This window comes from Olsenella uli, assembly GCF_016900775.1.
In the GTDB taxonomy this organism is placed as follows: domain Bacteria; phylum Actinomycetota; class Coriobacteriia; order Coriobacteriales; family Atopobiaceae; genus Thermophilibacter; species Thermophilibacter uli_A.
In genome coordinates this window covers 87,336-110,281 of sequence record NZ_JACJKN010000007.1, presented here as the reverse complement: position 1 = coordinate 110,281, position 22,946 = coordinate 87,336, and the positions used below count along the sequence as shown (strand labels likewise).

The 22,946-nt window shown below is 63.3% G+C and carries 22 protein-coding genes; all 22 read left to right on the top strand.

The window, feature by feature from the left end; genetic code table 11:
- Positions 1-37: 37 nt before the first annotated feature.
- On the top strand, positions 38-1,054 hold the full coding sequence (locus H6A23_RS06120) for an SPFH domain-containing protein (RefSeq protein ID WP_204831314.1): 1,017 nt from the start codon (positions 38-40) through the stop codon (positions 1,052-1,054).
- Between the two features lie 12 nt (positions 1,055-1,066).
- The gene (locus tag H6A23_RS06115) at positions 1,067-1,243 is read left to right on the top strand and encodes an Arc family DNA binding domain-containing protein (RefSeq protein ID WP_204831313.1); all 177 of its coding nucleotides are present in this window, start codon (positions 1,067-1,069) and stop codon (positions 1,241-1,243) included.
- 166 nt (positions 1,244-1,409) lie between these two features.
- Positions 1,410-3,485: an elongation factor G gene (locus H6A23_RS06110; protein WP_204831312.1), complete on the top strand. Its 2,076-nt coding sequence runs from the start codon at positions 1,410-1,412 to the stop codon at positions 3,483-3,485.
- Positions 3,486-3,619: 134 nt separating this feature from the next.
- A complete protein-coding gene (locus H6A23_RS06105) occupies positions 3,620-4,804 on the top strand; it encodes an FprA family A-type flavoprotein (RefSeq protein ID WP_204831311.1) in 1,185 nt (394 codons plus the stop codon).
- 122 nt (positions 4,805-4,926) lie between these two features.
- A complete protein-coding gene (locus H6A23_RS06100; protein WP_204831310.1) occupies positions 4,927-5,949 on the top strand; it encodes a DUF559 domain-containing protein in 1,023 nt (340 codons plus the stop codon).
- A gap of 409 nt (positions 5,950-6,358) precedes the next feature.
- Positions 6,359-7,705, top strand: a complete 1,347-nt coding sequence (locus tag H6A23_RS06095; protein ID WP_204831309.1) for a hemolysin family protein — start codon at positions 6,359-6,361, stop codon at positions 7,703-7,705.
- Positions 7,706-7,783: 78 nt separating this feature from the next.
- Positions 7,784-8,701, top strand: coding sequence for a cyanophycin synthetase family protein (locus H6A23_RS06090; protein ID WP_204831308.1), 918 nt, complete (start codon positions 7,784-7,786; stop codon positions 8,699-8,701).
- A 65-nt stretch (positions 8,702-8,766) separates the two neighbouring features.
- A complete protein-coding gene (locus tag H6A23_RS06085; protein ID WP_204831307.1) occupies positions 8,767-9,222 on the top strand; it encodes a YtxH domain-containing protein in 456 nt (151 codons plus the stop codon).
- A 9-nt stretch (positions 9,223-9,231) separates the two neighbouring features.
- Complete coding sequence (locus H6A23_RS06080) at positions 9,232-10,254, top strand: PRC-barrel domain containing protein (protein ID WP_204831306.1); 1,023 nt, start codon at positions 9,232-9,234, stop codon at positions 10,252-10,254.
- Between the two features lie 145 nt (positions 10,255-10,399).
- Positions 10,400-11,755, top strand: coding sequence for an LCP family protein (locus tag H6A23_RS06075; protein ID WP_286165851.1), 1,356 nt, complete (start codon positions 10,400-10,402; stop codon positions 11,753-11,755).
- A 240-nt stretch (positions 11,756-11,995) separates the two neighbouring features.
- A complete protein-coding gene (locus H6A23_RS06070; protein ID WP_204831305.1) occupies positions 11,996-12,655 on the top strand; it encodes a YveK family protein in 660 nt (219 codons plus the stop codon).
- Positions 12,655-13,527 carry a CpsD/CapB family tyrosine-protein kinase gene (locus H6A23_RS06065; protein WP_167930489.1) on the top strand — a complete coding sequence of 291 codons (873 nt, stop codon included), beginning with the start codon at positions 12,655-12,657 and terminating at the stop codon, positions 13,525-13,527. The genes H6A23_RS06070 and H6A23_RS06065 overlap by 1 nt, the downstream gene beginning before the upstream one ends.
- A gap of 50 nt (positions 13,528-13,577) precedes the next feature.
- Complete coding sequence (locus H6A23_RS06060; RefSeq protein ID WP_167930490.1) at positions 13,578-14,240, top strand: CpsB/CapC family capsule biosynthesis tyrosine phosphatase; 663 nt, start codon at positions 13,578-13,580, stop codon at positions 14,238-14,240.
- A 262-nt stretch (positions 14,241-14,502) separates the two neighbouring features.
- Positions 14,503-15,018, top strand: coding sequence for an antiterminator LoaP (gene loaP, locus H6A23_RS06055; protein WP_204831304.1), 516 nt, complete (start codon positions 14,503-14,505; stop codon positions 15,016-15,018).
- Positions 14,999-15,781, top strand: a complete 783-nt coding sequence (locus H6A23_RS06050; protein WP_204831303.1) for a sugar transferase — start codon at positions 14,999-15,001, stop codon at positions 15,779-15,781. Before loaP ends, H6A23_RS06050 begins: the two co-directional genes overlap by 20 nt.
- Positions 15,782-16,528 (top strand): sugar transferase, encoded by a 747-nt coding sequence (locus H6A23_RS06045; RefSeq protein ID WP_286165850.1) that lies wholly within the window; start codon positions 15,782-15,784, stop codon positions 16,526-16,528.
- Positions 16,529-16,530: 2 nt separating this feature from the next.
- Positions 16,531-17,658, top strand: coding sequence for a glycosyltransferase family 1 protein (locus tag H6A23_RS06040; protein WP_204831302.1), 1,128 nt, complete (start codon positions 16,531-16,533; stop codon positions 17,656-17,658).
- Positions 17,655-18,764, top strand: a complete 1,110-nt coding sequence (locus H6A23_RS06035) for a glycosyltransferase family 1 protein (protein WP_353653024.1) — start codon at positions 17,655-17,657, stop codon at positions 18,762-18,764. Before H6A23_RS06040 ends, H6A23_RS06035 begins: the two co-directional genes overlap by 4 nt.
- Positions 18,761-19,792, top strand: a complete 1,032-nt coding sequence (locus tag H6A23_RS06030) for a glycosyltransferase family 2 protein (RefSeq protein ID WP_204831300.1) — start codon at positions 18,761-18,763, stop codon at positions 19,790-19,792. The genes H6A23_RS06035 and H6A23_RS06030 overlap by 4 nt, the downstream gene beginning before the upstream one ends.
- Positions 19,793-19,823: 31 nt before the next feature.
- Positions 19,824-21,191 (top strand): O-antigen ligase family protein, encoded by a 1,368-nt coding sequence (locus H6A23_RS11695; RefSeq protein ID WP_204831299.1) that lies wholly within the window; start codon positions 19,824-19,826, stop codon positions 21,189-21,191.
- Complete coding sequence (locus H6A23_RS06020) at positions 21,185-22,306, top strand: polysaccharide pyruvyl transferase family protein (protein WP_204831298.1); 1,122 nt, start codon at positions 21,185-21,187, stop codon at positions 22,304-22,306. Before H6A23_RS11695 ends, H6A23_RS06020 begins: the two co-directional genes overlap by 7 nt.
- 146 nt (positions 22,307-22,452) lie before the next feature.
- On the top strand, positions 22,453-22,833 hold the full coding sequence (locus tag H6A23_RS06015; protein ID WP_204831297.1) for a serine O-acetyltransferase: 381 nt from the start codon (positions 22,453-22,455) through the stop codon (positions 22,831-22,833).
- Positions 22,834-22,946: the final 113 nt, after the last annotated feature.

Below are 22,946 nucleotides of genomic sequence, written 5' to 3'. Positions count from 1 at the left end.
CCCACAGGGGGCCGCAGCGTCGTTGAAAGGAACGGAAATGACCGTAGAGAAGCAGGCCCGCGCCGCGTCAGGCTGGCCCATGCTCTTCATCACCCTCGCCGCCTACGCTGCCTCCATCTGGGGCATGGTCCAGGGCATCATCATCCTGGCCACGTCTGAGGAGGCCGGCGTCCCCGCACCCGTTACGGGTCCCGTGCTGCTCGTCGGCGGCATCGTGCTGCTCATCGTTGCCATCATCCTCAGCAGCGGCTTCTTCTCGCTCCAGCCGGGCCAGGCCCGCGTGCTCGTGCTCTTTGGCAACTACGTGGGCACCGTCCGCGACTCTGGCTTCTACTGGGCCAACCCCTTCTATAGCCACAGCCTGGGCTCGGATGGCACCGGCGCCTCCGTTGACATCAGCCTGGAGGAGGGCAACCCGTCCGTGAAGGCCGCCGCCGCAAAGGCCCTCTCCACCAAGGTCTCCCTGCGCGCCCGCACCCTCAACGGCGACCGCCTCAAGGTCAACGACAAGATGGGCAACCCCATCGAGATTGCGACCGTAGTGGTCTGGCACGTGGCCGACACCGCCAAGGCCCTCTTCGACGTGGACCACTATCCCAGCTACGTGGCCATGCAGACCGAGACCGCGCTGCGTCACGTGGCCAGCGTCTACGCCTACGACCACATGGAGGACGACGACGCCTCCAACCAGTCCATCACGCTGCGCTCCAACATCGAGGAGGTCTCCGCCACCCTTAAGGAGGAGCTCGACCGTCGCCTCGCCCCCGCCGGCGTCTCCGTGGACGACGCCCGCCTCACGCACCTGGCCTACGCGCCTGAGATCGCCCAGGCGATGCTGCGCCGCCAGCAGGCCGAGGCCATCATCGCCGCGCGCAAGAAGATCGTCGAGGGTGCGGTCTCCATGGTGGACATGGCCCTCAAGGAGCTCTCCGACGGCGGCGTGGTGGAGTTTGACGAGGACCGCAAGGCCGTGATGGCCTCCAACCTCATGGTCGTCCTCTGCGGCGAGTCCGAGGCCCAGCCCGTCCTCAACACCGGTTCCCTCTACCAGTAGGGCTCTGACGACGTGGCCGCGCGCAAGCAATATCCCCTGCGTATAGACCCCGAGGTCTGGGCTGCGGTGGAGCGCTGGGCCGCAGACGAGATGCGCTCCGCCAACGGGCAGGTCGAGTGGATCCTGCGCGACGCCCTGCGTCGCGCAGGCCGCCTGCCCAAGAAGGGCGAGAAGAACCCCGAGTCGTGACCTGACAAAGGCGATGACAAACGACCCTGTCGCCTTTGTCATCGCCTTTGTCAGGTCACCGCCCTCACCGTTCTTCTCGCCCGTTGCCCGATATGTGCGTAACGCCGCCCTCAAACGTGGGTAAGGTGAGTCACATCGTGCATAAACCCCGTCCAAGGGAGGCATCATGGCTGCAAAGGGAACGGAGAAGGTCAAGAACGTGGTCCTTGTGGGCCAAGGCGGCGTGGGCAAGACCATGCTGGCCGAGGCCATGCTTCACCTGACGGGGCGTACCACCCGTCTCGGCGGCCACGCCGGCACCAAGCCCACGCTTGACTACGACGGCGAGGAGGGGGAGCGCGGCTTCTCCATCTCCACCTCCATTGCCCCGATCATCTGGGAGGGTACGCGCCTGAACGTGCTCGACGCCCCGTGCTACCCCGACTTCGTGGGTGACGCCTACGCCGCCATGAGCGCCTGCGAGACCGCGCTCTTCATGGTCGACGCCGCCTCTGGCCCGGGCACCATCACCACCCGCCTGTGGTACGCGGCCGAGGAGCAGAGCCTCGCCCGCGCGCTCTTTGTCAACCGCATCGACCGCCCGGACGCGGACTTTGACGTGGCCATGGCCGCGCTCCAGGACCGCTTTGGCAACAGCCTCGCGCCCGTGACCATCCCGATGGGCTCCGGCGAGGCCTTCAAGGGCATCATCGACGTCGTCCACATGACGGCGCGCCACCTCGAGGGCGGCAAGCCCGTCGTTGAGGACGTCCCCGCCGAGTTCAAGGACGCCGCCGAGGCCGCCCGCGCGCAGCTCACCGAGCTCGTCGTGGAGGCGGATGACGAGATTATGATGAAGTACCTCGAGGGCGAGGAGGTCACGCAGGAGGAGCTCGAGAGCCTGCTGGCCAAGGCCATCCGCGACCGCGTCTTCGTCCCCGTCTTCGCCGGCAGCTGCGTGCGCGAGGAGGGCGTCATCTCCTTCATGGACGCCGCCGTGGCGTGGTTCCCCACCATGGCCGACTTTGGCCGCATCCCGCTCGTGAACGGCGAGCAGCTTGACATCTCCGAGGACGACGAGCGTCCCGTGGTCTTTGCGTTCAAGTCCCTCAACGACCCGCAGAACGGCCGCCTCTCCTTCCTCAAGGTCCTCGCCGGCACCGTCACGCCGGGCATGGAGCTCGCCAACGCCCGCACCCGCAAGTCCGAGCGCCTGGGCCACCTCTACCAGATGTGCGGCAAGGAGACCACCGACGTCCAGTCCGCAGCCGCTGGCGACATCGTGGTGGTTCCCAAGCTCGAGGCCATGACCGGCGACACGCTCTCCGTGACCGGCAAGGTCGAGGCGGCCGAGTTCCGCTTCCCCAACTCGCTCTACCGCATTGCCATCGAGCCCGACGCACGCGGCACCGAGGGCAAGCTCTACGCCTTCCTCGAGAAGTCCGCGGACGCCGACCCCACCCTCAAGGTGGAGCGCGACGAGGACACCGGCCAGACCGTCATCTCCGCCATCGGCGAGGCGCAGGTCAGCGTCCTTCTCGACCGTCTTGAGGACCGCGCGGGCATCACCGCCCACACCGTGGCGCTCAAGATTCCGTATCGCGAGACCATCCGTCGCGTGGCCTCCGCCCAGGGCCGCCACAAGAAGCAGACCGGCGGCGCCGGCCAGTACGGCGACTGCTGGCTGCGCATCGAGCCCAACCCGGGCGCCGGCTACGAGTTCGTGGACGAGGTCGTGGGCGGCCACATCCCGCGCGGCTTCATCCCGGCCATCGACAAGGGTGTCCAGGAGACCATGCGCGAGGGCGTGCTCGCCGGCTATCCCATGATCGACGTCAAGTGCGCCGTCTACGAGGGCTCCTACCACCCGGTCGACTCCAACGAGATGGCGTTCAAGACCGCCGCGCGCATCGGCTTCCAGAAGGCCGTCGCGCAGGCCGAGCCCGTGCTGCTCGAGCCCATGGCGCACCTCAAGATCACCGTGCCGGAGAGCTATGCCGGCTCCGTGATGGGCGACGTCTCCGCCTCCCGCGGCCGCGTCGAGGGCATGGAGGCCGGCACCGGCGCCACCGCCGGCGAGACCACCATCTCCGCCACCGTCCCGTACGCCGAGGTCACCGACTACGCCACCCGCCTGCGCTCGCTCTCCCGCGGCACCGGCGAGTTTGAGATGGAGGTCTCCGGCTACGAGCAGGTCCCGCACGACATCCAGCAGCGCCTGGCGGATGACTACGCCGCCCGCCGCGCCGCCGGCGAGAAGTAGCGCGCAAAAGGGACGGCCGCTTTTGCGCGCCCCACCATCGTGACCCCCACGCGGGCGGTCGGTTCCCCGGGGCCGACCGCCCGTTCTGCTAGGATTGAGGCCGTTCCGTCACAGCTCATCAATAGGAGGTAGCCATGCTCTCCGCAGTTCAGATCAAGCCGGATGTCTACTGGGTCGGCGCGCTCGACTGGAACGCGCGCGAGTTCCACGGGTACACCACCGAGGCCGGCATCACCTACAACGCCTATCTCATCCTGGACGAGAAGGTCACGCTCATCGACACCGCCAAGATTACCTTCAAGGACGAGCTCCTCGAGCGCATCTCCTCGGTGATCGACCCGTCCAAGATCGACGTGCTCATTGCCAACCACGTTGAGATGGACCACTCCGGATCCACCTCCGTGATCCACGAGCTCGCGCCCGGGGCGGAGATCTACTGTTCCGCGCCGCAGGGCGTCAAGAACATGACCGCGCACTTCGGCGACCTGGGCTACCACGGCGTCAAGACCGGCGACACCCTCTGCATTGGCAAGCGCACGCTGACCTTTGTGCAGACGCCCATGGTCCACTGGCCGGACAACATGGTCACCTATGACGCCTACGACAAGATCCTCTTCTCCAACGACGCCTTTGGCCAGCACTTTGCCAGCTCCGGCCGCTTTGACGACGAGAACGACATGTGCGAGGTCATGCACCAGGCGCGCAAGTACTACGCCAACATCGTGCAGCCGTACCGCGCGCAGGCCACCGCGGCCGTGAAGGCCGTGCGCGGCCTCGGCCCGGACGCGCTCGACATGATCTGCCCGGCGCACGGTGTGATCTGGCGCTCTCACGTGGAGGACATCCTCAAGGCGTACGAGGGCTTTGTCTCCGGCGAGGTGCGCGAGCGCGCCGTGGTGGTCTACGACTCCATGTGGCACTCCACCGAGAAGATCGCCCGCGCGCTCGTGGACGGCTTCCTTGCCGCCGGCATTCCGGCGCAGCTCATGGACCTCAAGGAGAACCACATCTCCAACGTCTTGGACGTGTTCCTGGACTGCAAGTACGTCTGCGTGGGCTCGCCTACGCTCAACAGCCAGATGCTGCCCACGGTGGCGAGCTTCCTCACGTACATGAAGGGCCTCTCGCCCAAAAACGAGAACCGCGTGGGCCTGGCGTTTGGCTCCTACGGCTGGGCGCCGATGGGTCCCAACAACGTGGCCAAGGAGCTCGAGGCCGCGGGCTTCCAGATGCCGGTGAAGACCATTGCCATCAACTGGATTCCCTCTGACGAGCAGCTCACCGCCGCGACCGAGGCCGTGAAGGAGCTCACGGCGTAGCAATCGCAGAAGCTGAGAAGAACGACCGCCCGGGCGCCCCGCACGTCCGGGCGGTTTTTTCTGGCATTCCCTTTTCAAATATAATATATTAAGAATACTTTATTAAAGAAAAGGGTGATGGCATGGCGGAACAGAAGCTGATCATTGGCTACCAAACGGCGCTCGACTTCTGGCGCGCGGCCCGCGTGGCCTCGTCCGACCTCCAGGAGCCTGAGGCGGTGGGGCGGACGTACGGCCGCCTGCCTCAGGACGTGGGCTCGCGCGCGCGGCGCGCCATCGAGCTGCTTGGCGCCGCCGCCCCGATAGACGTTGTTGCCCCCAAGAGGTCCGAGCGGGCAAGGAACCCGCTCGTGACCCCTCATTCCTGCTCCGCACCCATGTCTTTCCCCAATCTCTTCTATATAGATGACGACGTGGCCGTCTGCCGGATGCCGGTCGTCCTGGTGCAGCTCGCGTATGTGGCTTCCCTCGTGGACCTGGCGCGTATTGCCTATGAGATGACGGGGTCCTACGGGTTCGACGCGGCGGGCGAGCTCGTCAAGGACCTCCGCCCGCTCGTCGACCTCGGCGAGCTGAGGGGGTATGCCCTCTCAGGGCGCGCGATGCGCGTTCGCGGCGCCACGCGGGCCTGCCGCGCCCTGGAGCTTGTTGCGCCCAACTCAAACTCCCCGCGAGAGACGGACGTTGCCATCTCGCTCATGATGCCCCGCTCGATGGGCGGGTTCTTCATGCCGGGGTTTGCGATGAACCAGCCCATCAAGCTGTCCGGGCAGCTCGAGGCAATCGTTGGAACGGACACCCTCACGCCCGACTTCTATTGGCCGGACAAGAAGATGATCGTGGAGTACGAGAGCGACGAGTTTCACGCAAGCGCCCAGGCGATAGGCAGGGACGAGCGACGCCGCCGCGCCTTCGAGCGGGAGGGATATCACGTCATGAGGCTCATGAACGACGACCTCATGGCAAACGACCGGCTCAACAGCTTCATGACGCAGCTTGCGGAGGGCATGGGGCTGCGCCGTCGTCCGGCGTCTGAGGCCATGCTCGGGAGGCGGCGCGAACTGCGCGAGATGTTGTTCGGCCCCGTGAGCAAGGAGGTCGCCGACTGGGAGCGCGAGCATCCTTACGAGGGGGTTGTTCTCTGACCCTCGCATCGGTCGAGGACGCTCCGTGCGCAATCAGCCCCTTGGTGCGAAATGACGGCCTTCCGGTGCGCAGTCAGGCCCTTAGTGCGAAGGCCTTTTTGGCCTATGAGGCGATTCGGGGGCCGTAGGGGGCGAGCGGGTTCTGCAAAACGCCTGTTGGCGCGACGGCGCTACTCGTCTACCCCTCAAAAACCCTTCGCACCAAGGCGCCGACTGCGCAGCGCTGCTCAACTTTTTCGCACCAAGGGCCCAGCTGCGCAGACGCGACCGGGAGGGGGCTAAGCCTTCGGTAGCATCAGGTGCGCCCACACCCCGGACCTGCTAAAATCAGTCCATTGTGCCGATGACTCCATCGTCCCTGTCGGAGGCACGCATCTGACCCAGGACCAAGGAGGTCGCGCACAAGCGCATGGACGTAGCCATTAGTATTGTCGTCACGTTTCTGCTCACGCTCGCCAACGGGTATTTCTCCGCGTCGGAGCTGGCCGTCGTATCCGCAAAGAGAGCGATCCTCGAACCGGAGGCAGAGGAGGGCGACAAGCGTTCGCAGGCCGTCCTCAAGCTCTCCGCTGACTCGGGGCAGTTCCTCGCCACCATCCAGGTTGCCATCACGCTCGTCGGCTTTGCCTCCTCGGCCTTTGCCAGCACGAGCCTTTCCGATCCGCTCGGCGGATGGTTCATGAGCCTCGGCATGCCGGAGGCCATCGCCCAGCCGCTCGCCCCCGTCATCATCACGCTTGCCGTCTCCTACCTCTCCATCGTGGTCGGCGAGCTCGTCCCCAAGCGCATCGCGCTCGCGGACTCCGAGGGCGTGGCCAAGTCGGTCTCGGGCGTCATCCGCACGTTCATGCACGTCGCGCGCCCCTTCGTCTGGTTAACCTCCAAGTCCGCCAACGGCCTCTCCGCCCTCCTGGGCATCGCCTCCGCCGATGAGCGCGAGGGCGTCTCCGAGGAGGAGATCAAGTACATGGTGACGGACGCCGACGAGCTCTCCGACCAGGAGAAGTCTATGATCCACGAGGTCATCGACCTCGGCGACACCATCGCCCGCGAGGTCATGGTCCCGCGCGTGGACATGACGGCGATGGAGGACACCTCCACGCTCTCCGAGGTCCTCACCGTCATGCGCCGCACCGGCTACTCGCGCATCCCCATCTACCACGACTCCGTGGACCGCATCGTGGGCATCGCGCACATTAAGGACCTCATCAGCCCCATCCTCGACGACGGCCGCGGCGCAGACCCCGTTGCCGCGCATGTCCGCACGGCCGACTACGTGCCGGACACCAAGGACATCATCCCGCTGCTCTCCGAGATGCAGTCCAGCCACGACCAGATGGTCATCGTCGTTGACGAGTACGGCGGCACGGCCGGCATCATCACCGTCGAGGACATCGTTGAGGAGGTCGTCGGAGAGATCGAGGACGAGTTCGACCCTGACAACAAGTACCTCACCCAGCTCTCCGACCGCGAGTGGCTCGTCGACGGCCGCTTCTCCATCGATGACGCCATCGAGCTCGGCTGGCCCATCGAGGACAACGAGGAGTACGAGACCGTGGCCGGCTTCGTGCTCGAGCTCGCCGACAAGCTCCCGCGCCCCGGCGACGTCATCGAGAAGGACGGCTACCAGTTCCGCGTGCAGTCCATGCGCGGCCGCCGGCTCTCCATGCTCCGCGTCATCGCCCCCGAGCCGCCCGCCGAGGATGCCCCGGAGGACGCTGAGGGTGAGGAGAGCGTTGACTCGTCGAAGGAGTAGAACCTCCGCCGCCGAGTTTCACTACAATGGGTGAATCACAGTCGCCCGCGTCCGCCGCGGACCAAGGGAGGGAGCTCGATGGCCCAGCTCTTTGACATCCAGAAGGTGACGGTCGGCCCGAGGAACCTCGAGGCCGTGGTTGCCCTTGCCCCGAGCGCCCCCGTCATGACGAGCGATGACATCGAGGCCACGGCGCACGTGTTTGACCTGCTGCCCGGCCTCGTCGACCACGTCTGCCTGGGAGACTCCTCCGAGCGCTTCACCGAGGTGGCCGGGGACACGGAGCTCGCGCACCTGCTCGAGCACGTGACCGTCGAGCTCCTCGCCCAGACGGACATCGCCGGGGACATCTCGAGCGGCCGCACCACGCAAGTGGGGGACCGCCTCTATCAGATCACGCTGGCATGCCCGGATGACGTGCTCGTTGCCGGCGCGCTCTCGAGCGCGGTGTGGATTCTCCAGTGGGCCTTCTCCGGCGCCGGCGACCCGCGCCCGGACGTGGCCGCCACCGTCGAGGGCCTGGTCGCGCTCGTGGAAAGCCTGGGCGAGAAGGACGAGCAGCCCCAGGAGCCCGCAGCTTCTGCCGAGAAGGACGAGGAGCCCGCGACGCCCTCCGTTGAGGAGCAGCCTGTCGCGGCGCCTGCCCCGGCGCCTGCGGAGCCCGAGCCGTATCCCAGCCCCGAGCCGCTCCCCCTCGAAGAGGAGCCGGTCGAGATGGAGGAGCCGCTCGTGCCCGAGGGGGCGGGGGAGACCGGCATCCTCGAGCCGATTGCGGAGCCTGCGCCCGTTCTTATCGCCCCGGAGCCGGTTCAGGCTGAGCTCCAGCCTGAGTTCGCACCCGTACCTGCGGAGCCCGTGCCCGCGCCGGATCCGGAGCCCCAGCCTGAGGCGGAGGAACCGGAGCCCCAGCCCGAGGCCGAGACGGAGCCCGAGCCCGCCAAGCCCGCCGACCCCTGGGACTCCATCGACGCCCCTCGCCCGCACCTCGTCCGCTAGCAGCAACAGACGCAAGTCGGCGCAGCACGCGCGCCCCGCATAGCACAGACCGACAGGAGGAAGACATGAACAAGAAGACCGTTGGCTTTATCCTCGGCAGCATCGTGGGCGCCGGTGCCGGCGTCATCGCTGGCCTCATGCTGGCTCCCCGCTCCGGCGCCGAGAGCCGCGCCATGGCCGCCGATGCCATGAACGACGCGTGGGACTCCGCCGTTGACACCTACGAGCGCGGCGCCTCTGCCGTGAACGACAAGATCAACGACTTCCGCCCCACCGTCGATGCCAAGACCGACGAGCTCCGCGCCAAGGTCGACCTCGCCCGCGAGCGCATGGACCAGCTCCGCGAGTCCCTCTCCAACGCCGTCGCCGACGCGTCCTCCCAGGTGAGCGACGCCGTCTCCTCCGTGAGCGACCGCGTGGCCGCCATGGCCGAGGACGCCGCGCCCGAGTCCGCGCCCGCCGAGGCCGTGCACGTGGAGGTCGTCGACCCTGAGGACGACGACGAGATTCCCGCGGTCTAGGCGCTGCCCGTGCTCAAGGTAAGCCAGCTCGTCGGCCAGAAGGTCTTTCTCCCCAAGGCGCCCAAGACCCAGAAAGACGGCACCGTGACCGAGCGCTTCCAGCGCCTCGGCAAGGTCCACAACGCGGTCTTCTCGCCCGATGGGAGAAGCGTCGTGGGCCTGCTCGTCAAGCGGCCGGACGTCGTCGGCGTCATCAAGCGGGAGGACGCGTTCGTCGCGCTTGACTCCTTCAGGCTTGCGGAGGACGGTACCGTCACGGTGACCCGCCCGAAGGACGGCCTTGATGACGCTGCCATCCGGCGCCTTGGCCTCAACTGGGACGCCTGCATCATCTGGTCCGGCATGGACGTGCGCACCACGGACGGCAAGCCGCTCGGCTACGTCTCCGACGCGGAGTTCAGCGAGAGGACCGGCGAGGTCGTGCGCTTCTCCTCGACGGACGGCGGCATGGCGCACGCCCTTCTCGGCTCCTTTGTCATCACGCCTGATATGATGCGCGGGTATCGGGATGGCTATATGGTCGTGGACGCCGGCGGGCGTGCCGTGCCGCTTGAGGGCGGCCTCGCGGGCGCGGCCGGCGAGGGATACGCCCGCGCCAAGGTCAAGGGCGCCGAGGTGGGAAAGAAGGTCGGCGCTGCGGCGGGCGAGGCCGTGGACAAGGGCTCCTTTGCCCTGGGCAAGATGATCGGCAAGGCCCAGCGCACCATCAAGGACGCCACCGAGGAGGGCGATAAGAACGAGCCCGCCCCGCAGCCGCCTGCTGTTGAGGCTGCGGACGTCCAGGTGATCAAGCCTGCCGAGGGGCTGCCGGAGCATGCGGCTGAGGCCCCCGTCCAGGAGCGCCCCGCGCCGAAGACCTACCGTCCCGCTCCGGAGCGCCCCGCCGCCCCCGCCAAGAAGCCCGCGCCCATGAAGAAGCCCGCAAGCGCCGGTGACCAGGTGGCCCGCGCCGCAGGCAAGCAGCTCGGGGCCTTAGGCAAGATGTTCGGCTCCTTCAAGGACGAGTTCGACAGGGCAAGCAAGGGCGAGTAGCCGCACCCAGCCAGATTAGTGCGCACCTCAGTCATACCCGCTCGTGGACGTGCTTGCATGGCGCACGGGGGACTGGCTGGGGTGCATGCTGTTTGTCGATTGACTATCATCTTCCTCTAAGGCTCATCGGGGAGGGGGGTAGGTCATGAGTGACAACAAGAACCTGCCGGAGGACGCGCAGCCAACTGACGCGCAGGTGCCGCTCGACGAGCTTGCCTCCTCGCGCGCCGAGGGCATGCGTCCCTCCGTGGCCCCGCGCCGCCGTGCGCGCGACCGCTTTGAGACCGCCTTCCAGCAAGACCTCGAGCCCGATTCCCCCGCATCGGCACGTCGTGCCCGCCATATGAGCGCCGTCGAGCCCGCGGAAGACGGTGACTCCGGGCCCCGGACTCAGGACGAGCCCACCCCTGCGGGCGAGAAGAACGTCTCGTCGCGGCCCGAGCGCCGCCGGGTGCCCCTTGCCGCCAAGGTGCTCCTTGGCCTGATTGTCTGTCTGGGAATGGTTGCCGGTGCGGCGGCCCTTTGGGTGGGCGGCCTTGACAGCTCCATGCGCGTGAGCGACGACCAGCGCGCGGAGCTCGACGAGGCCCTCGCGGACCCCGCGCCTGCGGCTCAGGAGGTCCAGGGCAGCGTCTTCTACGCGCTCATCATCGGCTCGGACGCGCGCCAGGTGGACGTTGCCTCGCGCTCGGACGTTATCATGCTCGCTCGCGTGGACACCGCGCACGCAACCGTCACGCTCATCTCCATCCCGCGCGACACCATGATCAGTGCACAGGGAGGCGTCGAGAAGATCAACGCGCGCTACAACTACGGCCCCGCCGCCACGGTCAGGGCCGTGTCCGAGTTTGCCGGCGTGGACATCTCCCACTACGTGGAGGTCAACTTCGAGGGGCTGGAGCACGTGGTCGACGCTCTGGGCGGCGTGACCGTCACCATCCCCGAGGACATCCCCTCCGGCAACGGCGGGATGGCGTTCTCGGCGGGCGAGCAGACCCTCACCGGCGAGCAGGCCCTCGCCTACGCGCGCGAGCGCTACAACGTCTCTGGAGGCGACTTCGGCCGCGCCCAGGCCCAGCGCCAGATCGTGGAGGCCATCGTGCGCGAGGTGCTGGCCAGCAGCCCGGTGGAGCTTCCCGGCCTAGTGGGGCAGCTCGCGGAGTCCATCTCCACGGACCTCTCCGTCGCGGACATTGCCTCGTATGCCCTGGAGATCCAGCGTTCGGGCGCCGCGCTCACCATATATTCTGCGGCCACACCGAGCTACAGCCTCTCGCAGGGCGGCGTCTCCTACGTCGCGACCATGTACGACGAGTGGCGCGCCATGATGCAGCGCGTGGACGCGGGGCTCGACCCCAATGACGCGGCGGTCCAGGTGCCGGACGAGCAGCTCCAGAACGAGCGCCTCGGCGCGGCGACCAACGCCGCCGGCCCGCGGGACTACGCGGGGCTCGCCGCCTCTGCGGGGCTCACGACGGATGACGTTGCAAGCCTGGGATAGCCGCGTGCGACATACCCCGGGCCGCCATTCGCATAACTGATGCATTTATTTTTTTGTAAAGAAACGGTACGCATGTCCGGTTCTATACAAATGATATCGACCTCCCCCCTCCCCTAAGGCTAGAGTAAACTACTGTGGAAAATGGGGGAGGGGGTCGCTCATGTGGTGCTTCGCGCCCGGGCGGGCCCCGGCAGCGCGGCGGGGTGGTCCCGCCGCACGCGAGAAAGGAGACTGGGCCGCATGACCCTGCTCGAACTGCTTCAGCTGCTGAAGAAGCACCTCAGGCTGGTGATTGTGCTGCCTGTGGCGTGCGCGCTCGTCATGGGCGTGTACGCCTACGCGTTCATGGGCAACACCTACACCGCTTCCACAAGCATGTACGTCCTCGCTCAGGCCACGGAGTCCTCGAGCGGGAATCTCTCAACGGACCTCAACGCGTCTCAGATGATCTCAAACGACGTCTCCACGCTGCTCACCAGCGACCGCGTCAAAAACGAGACCGCGTCAGACCTTGGGCTTGAGAGCCTCAGCGGCTACGACATCTCCGTCGCCAGCGAGACCACGTCCCGCGTGGTGAGCCTGTCCGTCACCGGGCCTGACGCCCAGACTGCGGCGGACATCGCCAACACCATGGTGGAGAAGGTCTCCGCCATCGCCCGCGAGGTCATGAGCATCGAGAGCGTTAATGCTATCGACCAGGCCCAGGCGCCCGAGAGCCCCAGCGGCCCCAACCGCCCGCTCTACGTGGCCGTGGCCCTCATGGCCGGCCTCTTTGCGGCCGTTGCCATCGTGGTTATTGCTGACATGCTCAACACGCGCGTCTGCAGCCAGGAGGAGGTCGAGGAGCTCCTCGGCATCCCCGTGATCGGCCGCATCCCCGCCATGAAGGGAGGACGATAATGGCTAGGCGCTCCAACAGGGGGACGAGCGATACCGTCTTCCTCCAGAACGCGGTCAAGACGCTTGCCGCAAACATCCGCTTTGCGTCCGTGGACAACCCCATCAAGACCCTCGTGGTGACGTCTTCGATTCCCAACGAGGGCAAGTCCACCATCTCCATCGAGCTCGCCCGCGCCCTCGCGGCGGGCGGCAAGGAGGTCCTTATTGTCGAGGGAGACCTGCGCCGCCGCACCCTTGCCGGCATGCTCGGCGTGCACCCGCGCAATGGCATCTACGGCGTACTCTCCGGCCAGGTGGCGCTTGACGAGGCAGTGGTGACCGTGGGCGGCAAGTCCAGCCTCTGGTTCCTGGACGCCGAGCCCCACATCCCCAACCCGGTGGACATCTTCTCCTCGCGCCGCTTCCACCGCTTCGTGGACAGCCTGCGCCGCATGTACGACTACGTGATCTTTGACACGCCGCCGCTCTCCGCCTTTGTTGACGCGGCCGTGCTCGGATCGGTGGCGGACGGCACGCTGCTCGTGGTGCGCGAGGACTTTGTCAAGCGCGAGGACCTTGTCGCCGCCTACGACCAGCTCCGCAAGGCCGAGGCAAACGTCATCGGCACGGTGCTCAACTACTGCGACACCAAGCGCGGCGAGTATTACTACAACTACTACGAGCAGGGCGCGCCGCAGGCGGGCGAGAAGGGCCAGGACGCCCCGGTCATCAGCCGTGCGACGGCGGAGCCCGCGCCCAAGCCCAAGCCCGCGCCGGCGGCCCAGGGCTCCGGCCTGCGCCCCCTGCCGCAGGACGCCCGGATTGCCCCGGACAGCACGGCGCAGTTCCTCTCGGGCACGCACTACCAGCCCCGCGGCTACGAGGACGAGTAGCGTCAGGCAGCGTTGCCCGCCCAACCACGAGACGCGGAGAGGAGGACCACATGAGGGACATGCACTGCCACATTCTGCCCGGTGTCGATGACGGCGCCCAGAGCATGGACGAGAGCCTTGCCATGGTGGAGGCCGCCCGAGCCGCCGGCGTGACGAGCATCGTGTGTACGCCCCACGCGCGCAGCCCGTACTTCGACTACGACGCCATGTGGTCCGCCTTCCACGCCTTCGCGCCGCGCGCCCGCAAGATGGGCATGCCCGTCACCATGGGATTTGAGGTGGCGCACTCCAAGCTCATGCAGCTGGGCGTGGAGCGCTGGGCCGAGCGCCTGGCCTTCGAGGGCACGGGCGAGTTCCTGCTGGAGCTTGACTCCCGCTGCGCTGAGGGGGACTTCCAGCAGTACGAGCGCACCATTTACGAGCTGCAGGGCCTGGGGCTGGACGTGATCGTGGCGCATCCGGAGCGCTATCGGGCGGTTCAGCGAAACGTGGAGCTGGCCGCGCGCCTCGTGCGCCTGGGCTGCAAGCTGCAGGCGTCCGCGGACTTCATCGCCGGCGGGCGCCTGGGGCGCGAGAGGCGCCCCGCGAGAAAGCTCTTCGAGCGCAACCTCTACCGCTACATCGCGAGCGACGCGCATCGCCCTGAGCACTACCGCTACCTCGAGCGCGCGGTGCGCGAGTACCCGAGGAGGGGGGCGCACATGAGGGCGTAGCCGCGCTGGAACCCTCTCTTCCGGGCTCGCCCCAAGGTGGAACCCGGAAGAGGAGGCTCCGGCCTCCTGCCCGCGCAAGCGGGTGCGCATATCCGCAAGGCCAACAATCGTCGCCTAGGGCGCGTTGCTGAAAGGCTTACGGGGAATGAATACGTCGCTTACGGCGGGACGGGGGTCCCGGTGGCGAAGCATGCCGCTTCGCTGCCGACCCTGGGTTTCCCGCTTCTGCCTGTGCCAGGCGACTCCCGGAGGGGAGGCGCAGATGGCCCTTTACGTTATACAGGTTGTTGGCGGCAAGGAGCAGCACGTCTGCGACCTCGTCAACAAGCTGTTGAGTGACGGCATCAAGGAGTGCTTTATCCCGCGGCGCGAGGTCATGCGCCGCGTTGAGGGTAGCTGGATTAGCATCCGGGAGACGCTCTTTCCCGGATACCTTTTCGTAGAGACAGACAATATCCAACACGTGATGGAGCGCCTGGCACGCATCCCGGCGTTCACGCGCCTGCTGGGCGTAAGCGACGAGAAAGTCATTCCCCTGAGCCAAGACGAGGTCGCCTGGCTTACCGCGCTCATGCAGCCGCTCGACAAGGTGGTTGAGATGAGCGTGGGCGTCATAGAGGGCGACCAAGTCATCGTAACCGACGGGCCCCTCAAGGGTCACGAGGCACTCATCAGCAAGATCGACCGCCACAAGCGACTGGCCTTCCTGGACATGCGCATGTTCGGCAGGACCAAGACGATCAAGGTGGGGTTGGAGATTGTCAGAAAGAGCGCTTGAGGTCGAGGCACGCTTTGGCGAGAAGGACGTTGCGCCTTCGAGTGAGGCGGTTTTGAGGGACCTCTCGCATGCCGCGCAAAACGCAGAGAACACGCAGGAGTTCAGGCGCGTTTATGCTGCGGTGAGCCACACTCCCGGACTCACGGAGAGCGGCATCGCGGCGGATGTCCTATCCAGCCTATTGCCTGATGAGGGCGTAGTGGAGCTTCCGCGCGTGAAGCGCATCTCGGGAAGTCTTGGATATCGGTTTGTTAAGCGGGCATTCGATGTGTGCTCGTGCAGCGTTGCGCTCGTTCTGCTGGCTATCCCCATGGCCGTCATTGCCGTGAAGATTCGCAGGGAGTCTCCCGGGCCGGCCATCTATGCCCAGAGGCGCGTGGGGCTTAATGGCAGAGTTTTCAACCTCTACAAGTTCCGCTCCATGTATCAGGACGCCGAGGTACGCGGCGCCCAGTGGGCCAAGGACGAGGACCCGCGTGTTACGCCGCTCGGTCGATTTCTGCGCAACAAGCGCCTGGCTCCGGTAATAATAGGGACACCGGGCGACGGGGAGCCGACCAAATCCTTATCGCATCCAGTAAATTCCTCACTTGACCTGCACAAATGCGAGCGTCGCCCGGAACCTTTCCTGGTTGCGCAAACCCATTATACCAGCTTCCAATTCTTGTCTTTTGCCGTTTTCGGGGGTCTCGGGGCCGCCCGGGGACGGCGTCGCTGCGCCCGTGGCGCGGCTTCCCTCCGAGGCCTCAGGGCGGTGGCGTAGATGGCAGACAACGTGTCGGGAAAGGATGTCACAGCCGTGACGAGCGAGGGTGCTGACAACCCAATGACATCGAGCATCTTTCGTGGTGGTGTGACTGCAAGACTTAACAAGACTACTTTCAAGAAGCGGTATATGTACCGCTTCTTCAAGCGGGTATTTGACATTGTCTTCTCGGGCGTCGTCTGTCTCGTCGCTCTCGTGCCGGGTGCAGTGCTCTGCGTCGCCATCCGCCTTGATTCACCTGGTTCGCCTTTCTTCCGGCAGAGCCGCGTGGGCAAGGACGGTAAAGAGATCCGCATCTTCAAGTTCCGCTCAATGTATGCGGACGCGCACGAGCACCCAGAGAAGTACCTGGACGAGGACCAGCTCGCTCATTGGCTTCGCGAACAGAAGGTGGACGATGACCCGCGCATCACGCGCATCGGCCGCTTTCTGCGGTCCACCTCAATTGACGAGGTGCCCCAGTTCCTGAACGTGCTTCTGGGCGACATGTCCGTGGTGGGGCCACGTCCCGTCACGGAGGAGGAGACGCACGAGTTCGGCACGCGACGCGATTTCGTGCTCTCGGTGCGCCCCGGCATCACCGGGCTCTGGCAGGTGACGGAGCGTAACAACGCCACGTGGGAGAACGGCATGCGCCAAAGGCTCGAGCTTGCCTACGTTGAGCGCTGCGGCGTGCGCATGGATTTCGCGATCATTCTGAGAACTTTCGGTGCTATGTTCGGCAAGCACCGGACGGGGAGGTAAAAATGACCACTCCGTTGCGAGTCGCCCAGGTAATGGGCTATATGAACGGCGGCGGCGTCGAGTCTGTCGTCATGAACTACTACCGACACATCGACCGCACTAAAGTGCAGTTCGACTTTATCGTGTGTGAGAGATCAGAACATGTTCCCGCAGAGGAGATTGAGTCGCTTGGTGGTCGTCTGTTTCTCGTCCCTGAATACAAGGCGCTCCCCAATTTCATCAATAGGCTGATTGATCTTTTCCGCACTGAAGGTTGGCACATCGTTCACAGTCACTTGAACACGCTGTCGGTATTTCCGCTTTTTGCTGCGAAGCGTGCTGGCGTGCCCGTGCGTATAGCACACAGCCATTCAAGCCTTGGCGGCGGAGAGGGGGAGGGTGCGCGTGACGTAATCAAGTCTGTGCTAAGAAGATTCTCGAATATATACCCTACGCACCGCTTTGCCTGTGGGGACTTGGCGGGAAGCTGGCTGTTCCGCGGCGCTCCCTTTGAGATCGTTCCCAACGCCATAGACCTCGTCAGCTTCCGCTCGGACTCTGACGTTAGGAACAAAGTTAGGTCCGAGCTTGGGATTGCCGATAACACTTTCGTGGTCGGTCACATTGGACGAATGGTTCCTGTTAAAAATCACAGGAGGCTCCTCTCGATATTCTCGGTGCTCTCGGGGCTTTGCCCTAATTCGGTTTTGGTTCTTGTCGGCGATGGTGAACTGTCGGATGAGGTTAGAGAAGAGGCAGAAGAGCTTGGGCTGCAGGACAAAGTCCTCTTTCTAGGCCTGAGGCTGGACGCTGCGCGCCTATACCAGGCGTTCGATGTGTTCTGCCTGCCGAGCGCCTATGAGGGATTTCCAGTGGTGTCGGTTGAAAGCCAAGCTTCAGGGACTCCTATCCTTGCGTCTTCCGCCGTGAGCCGTGAGACGGCGATTACATCCCTTATGCAGTTTGAGTCACTGGAGTCACCGGATTTGACATGGGCGCGCCATCTTCTTGCCATGAAGGATGCTGCCCTCACGGAAGCTGACGCCAAGGCGCTGCTCTCTTATGACATAGACACGTCAGCGAGAAAGCTCGAGGAAGCTTATGCCTCCCTCTGCGAGGCAATTCCAGCAGTCGGAGATGATGCGGAATGAGCACTCCTCTTCGTGTTCTTCAGGTGCTCACAAGCCTTGATCGTGGCGGCATGGAGACGATGACCATGAACTACTACCGCCACATCGACCGCGAGCGCGTACAGTTCGACTTCTTGCTGCACCGCAGCAAGAAGGGGGACTACGAGGAGGAGGCTCGCTCCCTCGGAGCCCACGTGTTCCGCGTCCCTCGCCAGAACCCCCTCAGCCCGGGATACTGGCGCGCCCTCGGCGATTTCTTCTCCGATCATTCCTACAAGGTGGCACACGTGCAGCTCGATTGCCTTAGCGCTATTCCGCTCGCTGTGGCAAGGCGCCACGGGGTTCCCGTGAGGATCGCTCACTCGCACAACAGCCGTCAGGACCGGGATATCAAGTACCCGATGAAGATGCTCTGCAAGCGCTTCATTCGTCGGGAGGCCACCGACCTGTTCGCCTGTGGCGTCGAGGCGGGCAGGTGGATGTTCGGCACCGACGACTTCACGGTCGTGCGGAACGCCATCGACGTGGACGAGTACGCCTTCGACGGGACCAGGAGGGAGCGCACGAGGAGAGATCTCGGCGTTCCCGAAGGAACGCTCGTCATAGGCCACGTCGGCAGGTTCATGCCGCAGAAGAACCATGCGTTCATTCTCGATGCCTTTGCGGAGGTTTTGAGGCTCCGACCGGATGCGGTCCTGCTGCTCATCGGGGACGGCGAGCTGCGCGCGGAGCGAGAACAGCAGGCAGCTGATCTTGGCATTTCGGATTCGGTCAAGTTCCTCGGCGTTCGCACAGACGTGCCCGACCTGATGCAGGCGATGGACGTCTTCCTCATGCCCTCGCTCTACGAGGGGTTGCCCCTCGTGCTCGTGGAGGCACAGGCGGCGGGGCTTCCGTGCGTGCTCTCCGATTCGATCCCTATAGATTGCGATTTGGATGGGTCGAACGTCGCTCGCCTCTCTCTCGGTGATGATCTGAGGGAATGGGCGGGAGTGCTGATAAAGCAAATCAGCCACACGGAGCGCCAACTTGGAGCACGGATCGTACGCCAGGCTGGTTTCGACGTTGCAGATGTCGCGGCAAACCTTGAGGAGTTCTATCTGAGGAGAGCCGGGGTGGAACAATGAGCAGTGAACCGCTTGTAAGTGTCATAATTCCAGTTCTCGATGCCGAGAGGGTCATTGGAGACAGCGTCGCTTCGGCTCTGGGACAGACCTATCGCAACATCGAGGTCATCGTCGTGGATAACGGCTCCACCGATGGCACGTGCGCCGCGGTGAGCCTGCTTGCGCAGCAGGACGCGCGTGTGCGCCTTCTCGACTCTGGCCCCACCGGCGTCTCGCATGCCCGGAACATCGGGCTTGAGAATGCGAACGGCAGGTATGTTACGTTCTGTGACGCTGATGACCTTATGGAATCGAGTGCGGTTGCCGATCTTCTCGCCTTTGTAGAATCTACAGACATGGTTGCCGGAGGAATTGCATTCGATTCCATCGACGAGAATCGGAACGTGCTGTCTACGTCAATAAGACGAGTTGATGATCCGGTTAGTGCGCAGGGTGAAGGCCTTCGTGGTGTCTTCGAGTATCTCTGGGAGAGAAACTGCCTTCAAAGCTGCTGTTCAAAGCTCTATTCGCTCGAGTTCATTAAGAATAGCAATGTATGCTTCGACGAAGCCTTGAGCTCTTACGAGGACTTGGTGTTCAATCTAGACCTTCTGTCCCATGGAGCTAGATTCACGGCGGTTCCCGAGCTCTGCTACAGATACCTATGCGTACCGACGGGAACGAACTGGTCTAAATACAGAAAAGACAAAACCTGTCAGATGGAGTTCGTTGCCGAACGCGTCTCGAAGTTCTATAAGGAGACGCTACGAGATCCGGAGACGGCCGCCTGCATGCAGCACATAATCCAGTTCCTCGTGATCGCAGTTAATAACGCGCAGATGACACCAGGCGGCTGGGAGTCAATCAAGCGGGCGATAGCGGACGTATTCGTCAGAGGGGTCTTTCTTGCGGCTGCGGCTCAGGCATCGAGGTATCCAAACGTTTATTCGCGCTTGCTGGTTCGCTTAGGTGTAAGCCGGCACTACCGCGCCGTAGCCCTGCTCTCCATGATTAGAAACGCGATTAGGGATAGATATGTTGCGCGATAGAGGTCGGTCTTCATTACCCAAAAGTATTTCGGTGAGGAGCACAAGGTCAAAGATCGCGCCATTCCTTCTTGGGCTCTCAGTGTCAACAGGGGTAATCTACGCTCTGACTATTGGCAACACGCCCGTTTACGTCGGTTACTTTGTTGCTGCACTGCTACTTGTCGCTTTGCTCATCAGGAATTCAAAACTGGTCATTAGTGCCGTTTCCGCTATCGATAGCAGCATCTTGGTGTTCTTTGGCATAGCAGCGCTTTCTATAAGTTTCTCCCTCGCATATTGCATGGCGGGGCTGCTAAGTCTTGACGCTCCCATAATGGTGGTAAAAGGACTGTTCATCTTAGCGGCAGGTATTGCCATCTATGTTGCTGGAGTTACGCAGCGAAAAAATAGTGGCGCTATCTTTTGCGGTGTGGCAGTCGGAATTGTTGCCAACGCAGTGATTTCTTTTGCTGCGCAAATGGCGTATGACTCCGGTTCTGTCCTATCACTTATCTCCTTTTTTCCGCAGGACTCTTTTGTTGTACCGCTTAAATGGGGGACGCCAGAGCCAGTGGGAAGTCATGCAATATACGTGTTCAGGGCTCAGGGTCTCTTTCTGGAGGCATCACACCTTATGGTGTTCTTGGTAACCTGGGGCGTGTTATGCATCGCCAACCTGAGAAGCATATTAATGCGGGCTCTGGTTCTAGTCTGCGTCTGCTACATGGCTGCCGAAGCCCTGTCTCCCAATATAGCTGTCCTCATCCTTGAAGTAGCGTTGGCCCTGCTGTTTAGCAGGGCTGGAAAGCTTAAGAAGCGCCAGCGCACAACGGACAAGGTCATACCTTATTCGACCATCATCGCGTTTCTTGTGCTGATGTTTATAGGCTCTCTCGTGCTCATCTCGTTCGGGAGCGCCATCTCGGATGCTGCGAGCGCCGCGATGGAGTCCCTTACTGACCTCAACCCGTTCACATCTACCGATACGGGTACGACCGAGCGGTTCGATTCAATGATGTCCGCTCTCTCTGCCTTGCCGAACTACCCGTTGGGATCGGGATGGAATACGGAGAGCCTGGCTTTGATGTCCTGCTCAAATGGAACAGTGTACGCGTCCCACAGCTTTGCGCTGCGACTCTTAATCGAGCTTGGACCGTTGGGGCTTGCCACCTATTGCTGGGTCATCTTTCGGCACACCAAGGGCGCCTTTCAATCGTCGAAACATGGCCGCTTCGTTGCGGCTGCCATTGTCTGCATGGCGATCGCCCAGTTCATGAACGGCATCACCCTGCTTCCCTATGTCTGGTTGATTCTAGGCGTTGCAAGGGGTTTCGAGCTTGATCGGCAGGAGGCGTTTGAGGCCAAGGTGTCCACGAAGAGGAAATCTTTGGGCGAAAAGGATCTAGAGAGGTCATGCTAGTGAACGACAGCGTTGTGAAGCAAAAGAAAAAGGTCGGCATCCTTACCTTTCTGCACACCCTGAATTATGGCGCCATGCTGCAGGCTTACGCCCTTGAAACAGTTCTGCGGTCGGCCGGTTTCGACGTCGTGCAACTCGATTACAGAAACCCGAAAGTCGATGCCTTCGAGTTCAAGCATGCCACATCGCTGAAGGGGCGCCTCGCCAATCTGGTCCGCATGCCCGTCATCCGTCGCAAGGCCGCGAGGTTCGAGGAGTTCCGCCGCGCGCACGTGCCGTCCACCGTCCCTCTCTCACGAGAAGGCCTGATCGATGAGTGCGCATCTCTCGACTACGTCGTGGTGGGGAGCGACCAGGTGTGGAACGGGCTGGTCACGGGCTTCGACGCCACCTACTTCCTCGACTTCATCGGCGATGCAGGGAAGAAGAGGACGTATGCCGTGAGCATCGGCCAGGACCAGGTGCCCACCTCGACGGGGGTCGACTACGCGCACTTGCTGGAAGGCTTCCCATGTGTCCTCGTTCGCGAGAAGACCGCCTCCAGAGAGCTTGGGCTCATTTGCCCAGGTATGAGATTTGAGGTCGTGCTTGACCCCACGCTCCTGCTCGGCAGGGACGAGTGGCTCGGCTTAGCGGCCGAGAGCCAGGTGAGGCACGAGAGGCCGTACGTCTTCGTCTACGCCGTGGGTGAGACGAGGAACTCCGTCGCAGCGGCGAAGGAGATAGCCGGGAAGAGAGACCTCGAGGTCGTGGTGCTCCAGCAGAACGGGTTTCTGCCTATTCCGGGGGTGACGAACCTGCTCTCGATTTCCCCGACCGACTTCCTCTCATATATTGCGAACGCGGAGGCCGTGGTGACCTCGTCCTTCCATGGCACATGCCTTTCCATCCAGTTGGAGCGCGACTTCTTCGTGTCGTATGCGACGGATGGCGTGAAGAGGAACTCGCGCATGAGCGACCTTCTCGATGCTTGCGGACTTGAGAGAAGGACGCTGGCCGGATCGTTAACGGATGCTTCAAGCATTGATTGGGCGGAGGCGCGCGAGAAGCTGACAGCGATGAAGAGAGAGTCCCTGCGCCTGCTCTTTGCGTCCCTAAGGGGTGACAGAAGCTGATGGGGTCAAAACAAAAGCAGCTTTATGAAACGGATCGGGTTCGTTTTGGGAGGGAAAGGTTTGCACTGTTACGCGAGCCTGGCTTGCGATTCATGTGGGTATTCAGGCGGTGCAAGTCGTCGAAGAATCCGCTATGGACGATGCTTATGTACCGGATGAGGATGAAATATGGACTGGAGATCGGTCCACGCGTAGACATAGGGCCAGGGTTCTATATCGGCCATGCTTTCAACATCGCAATCAACCCCGCAGTCAAGATTGGAAATAATGTCAACATCCACAGGGGTGTCGTCATAGGGCAGGAGAACAGGGGTACACGGAAAGGCGTGCCCGTAATCGGTGACAGGGTATGGATTGGCATAAACGCAGCGATCGTGGGCAGGGTGAGCATCGGGTCTGACGTGATGATTGCGCCTAACTCGTTTGTGAATCGTGATGTGCCGGACCACTCAATCGTATTTGGAAACCCCTGCAAGGTGGTTCCGCGTGCTGACGCGACTAAGGGCTACATCGACAACATCGTGTAGTGCCTCTTTCGATGTCCTGCTCAGATTTGTACAGGTTGATTTCTATATGGAAAGTGCAGGAATGACCAAGGGAAAAGGTCGCTCGATTGCGTTCGTCAGTAACGCGATCAGCT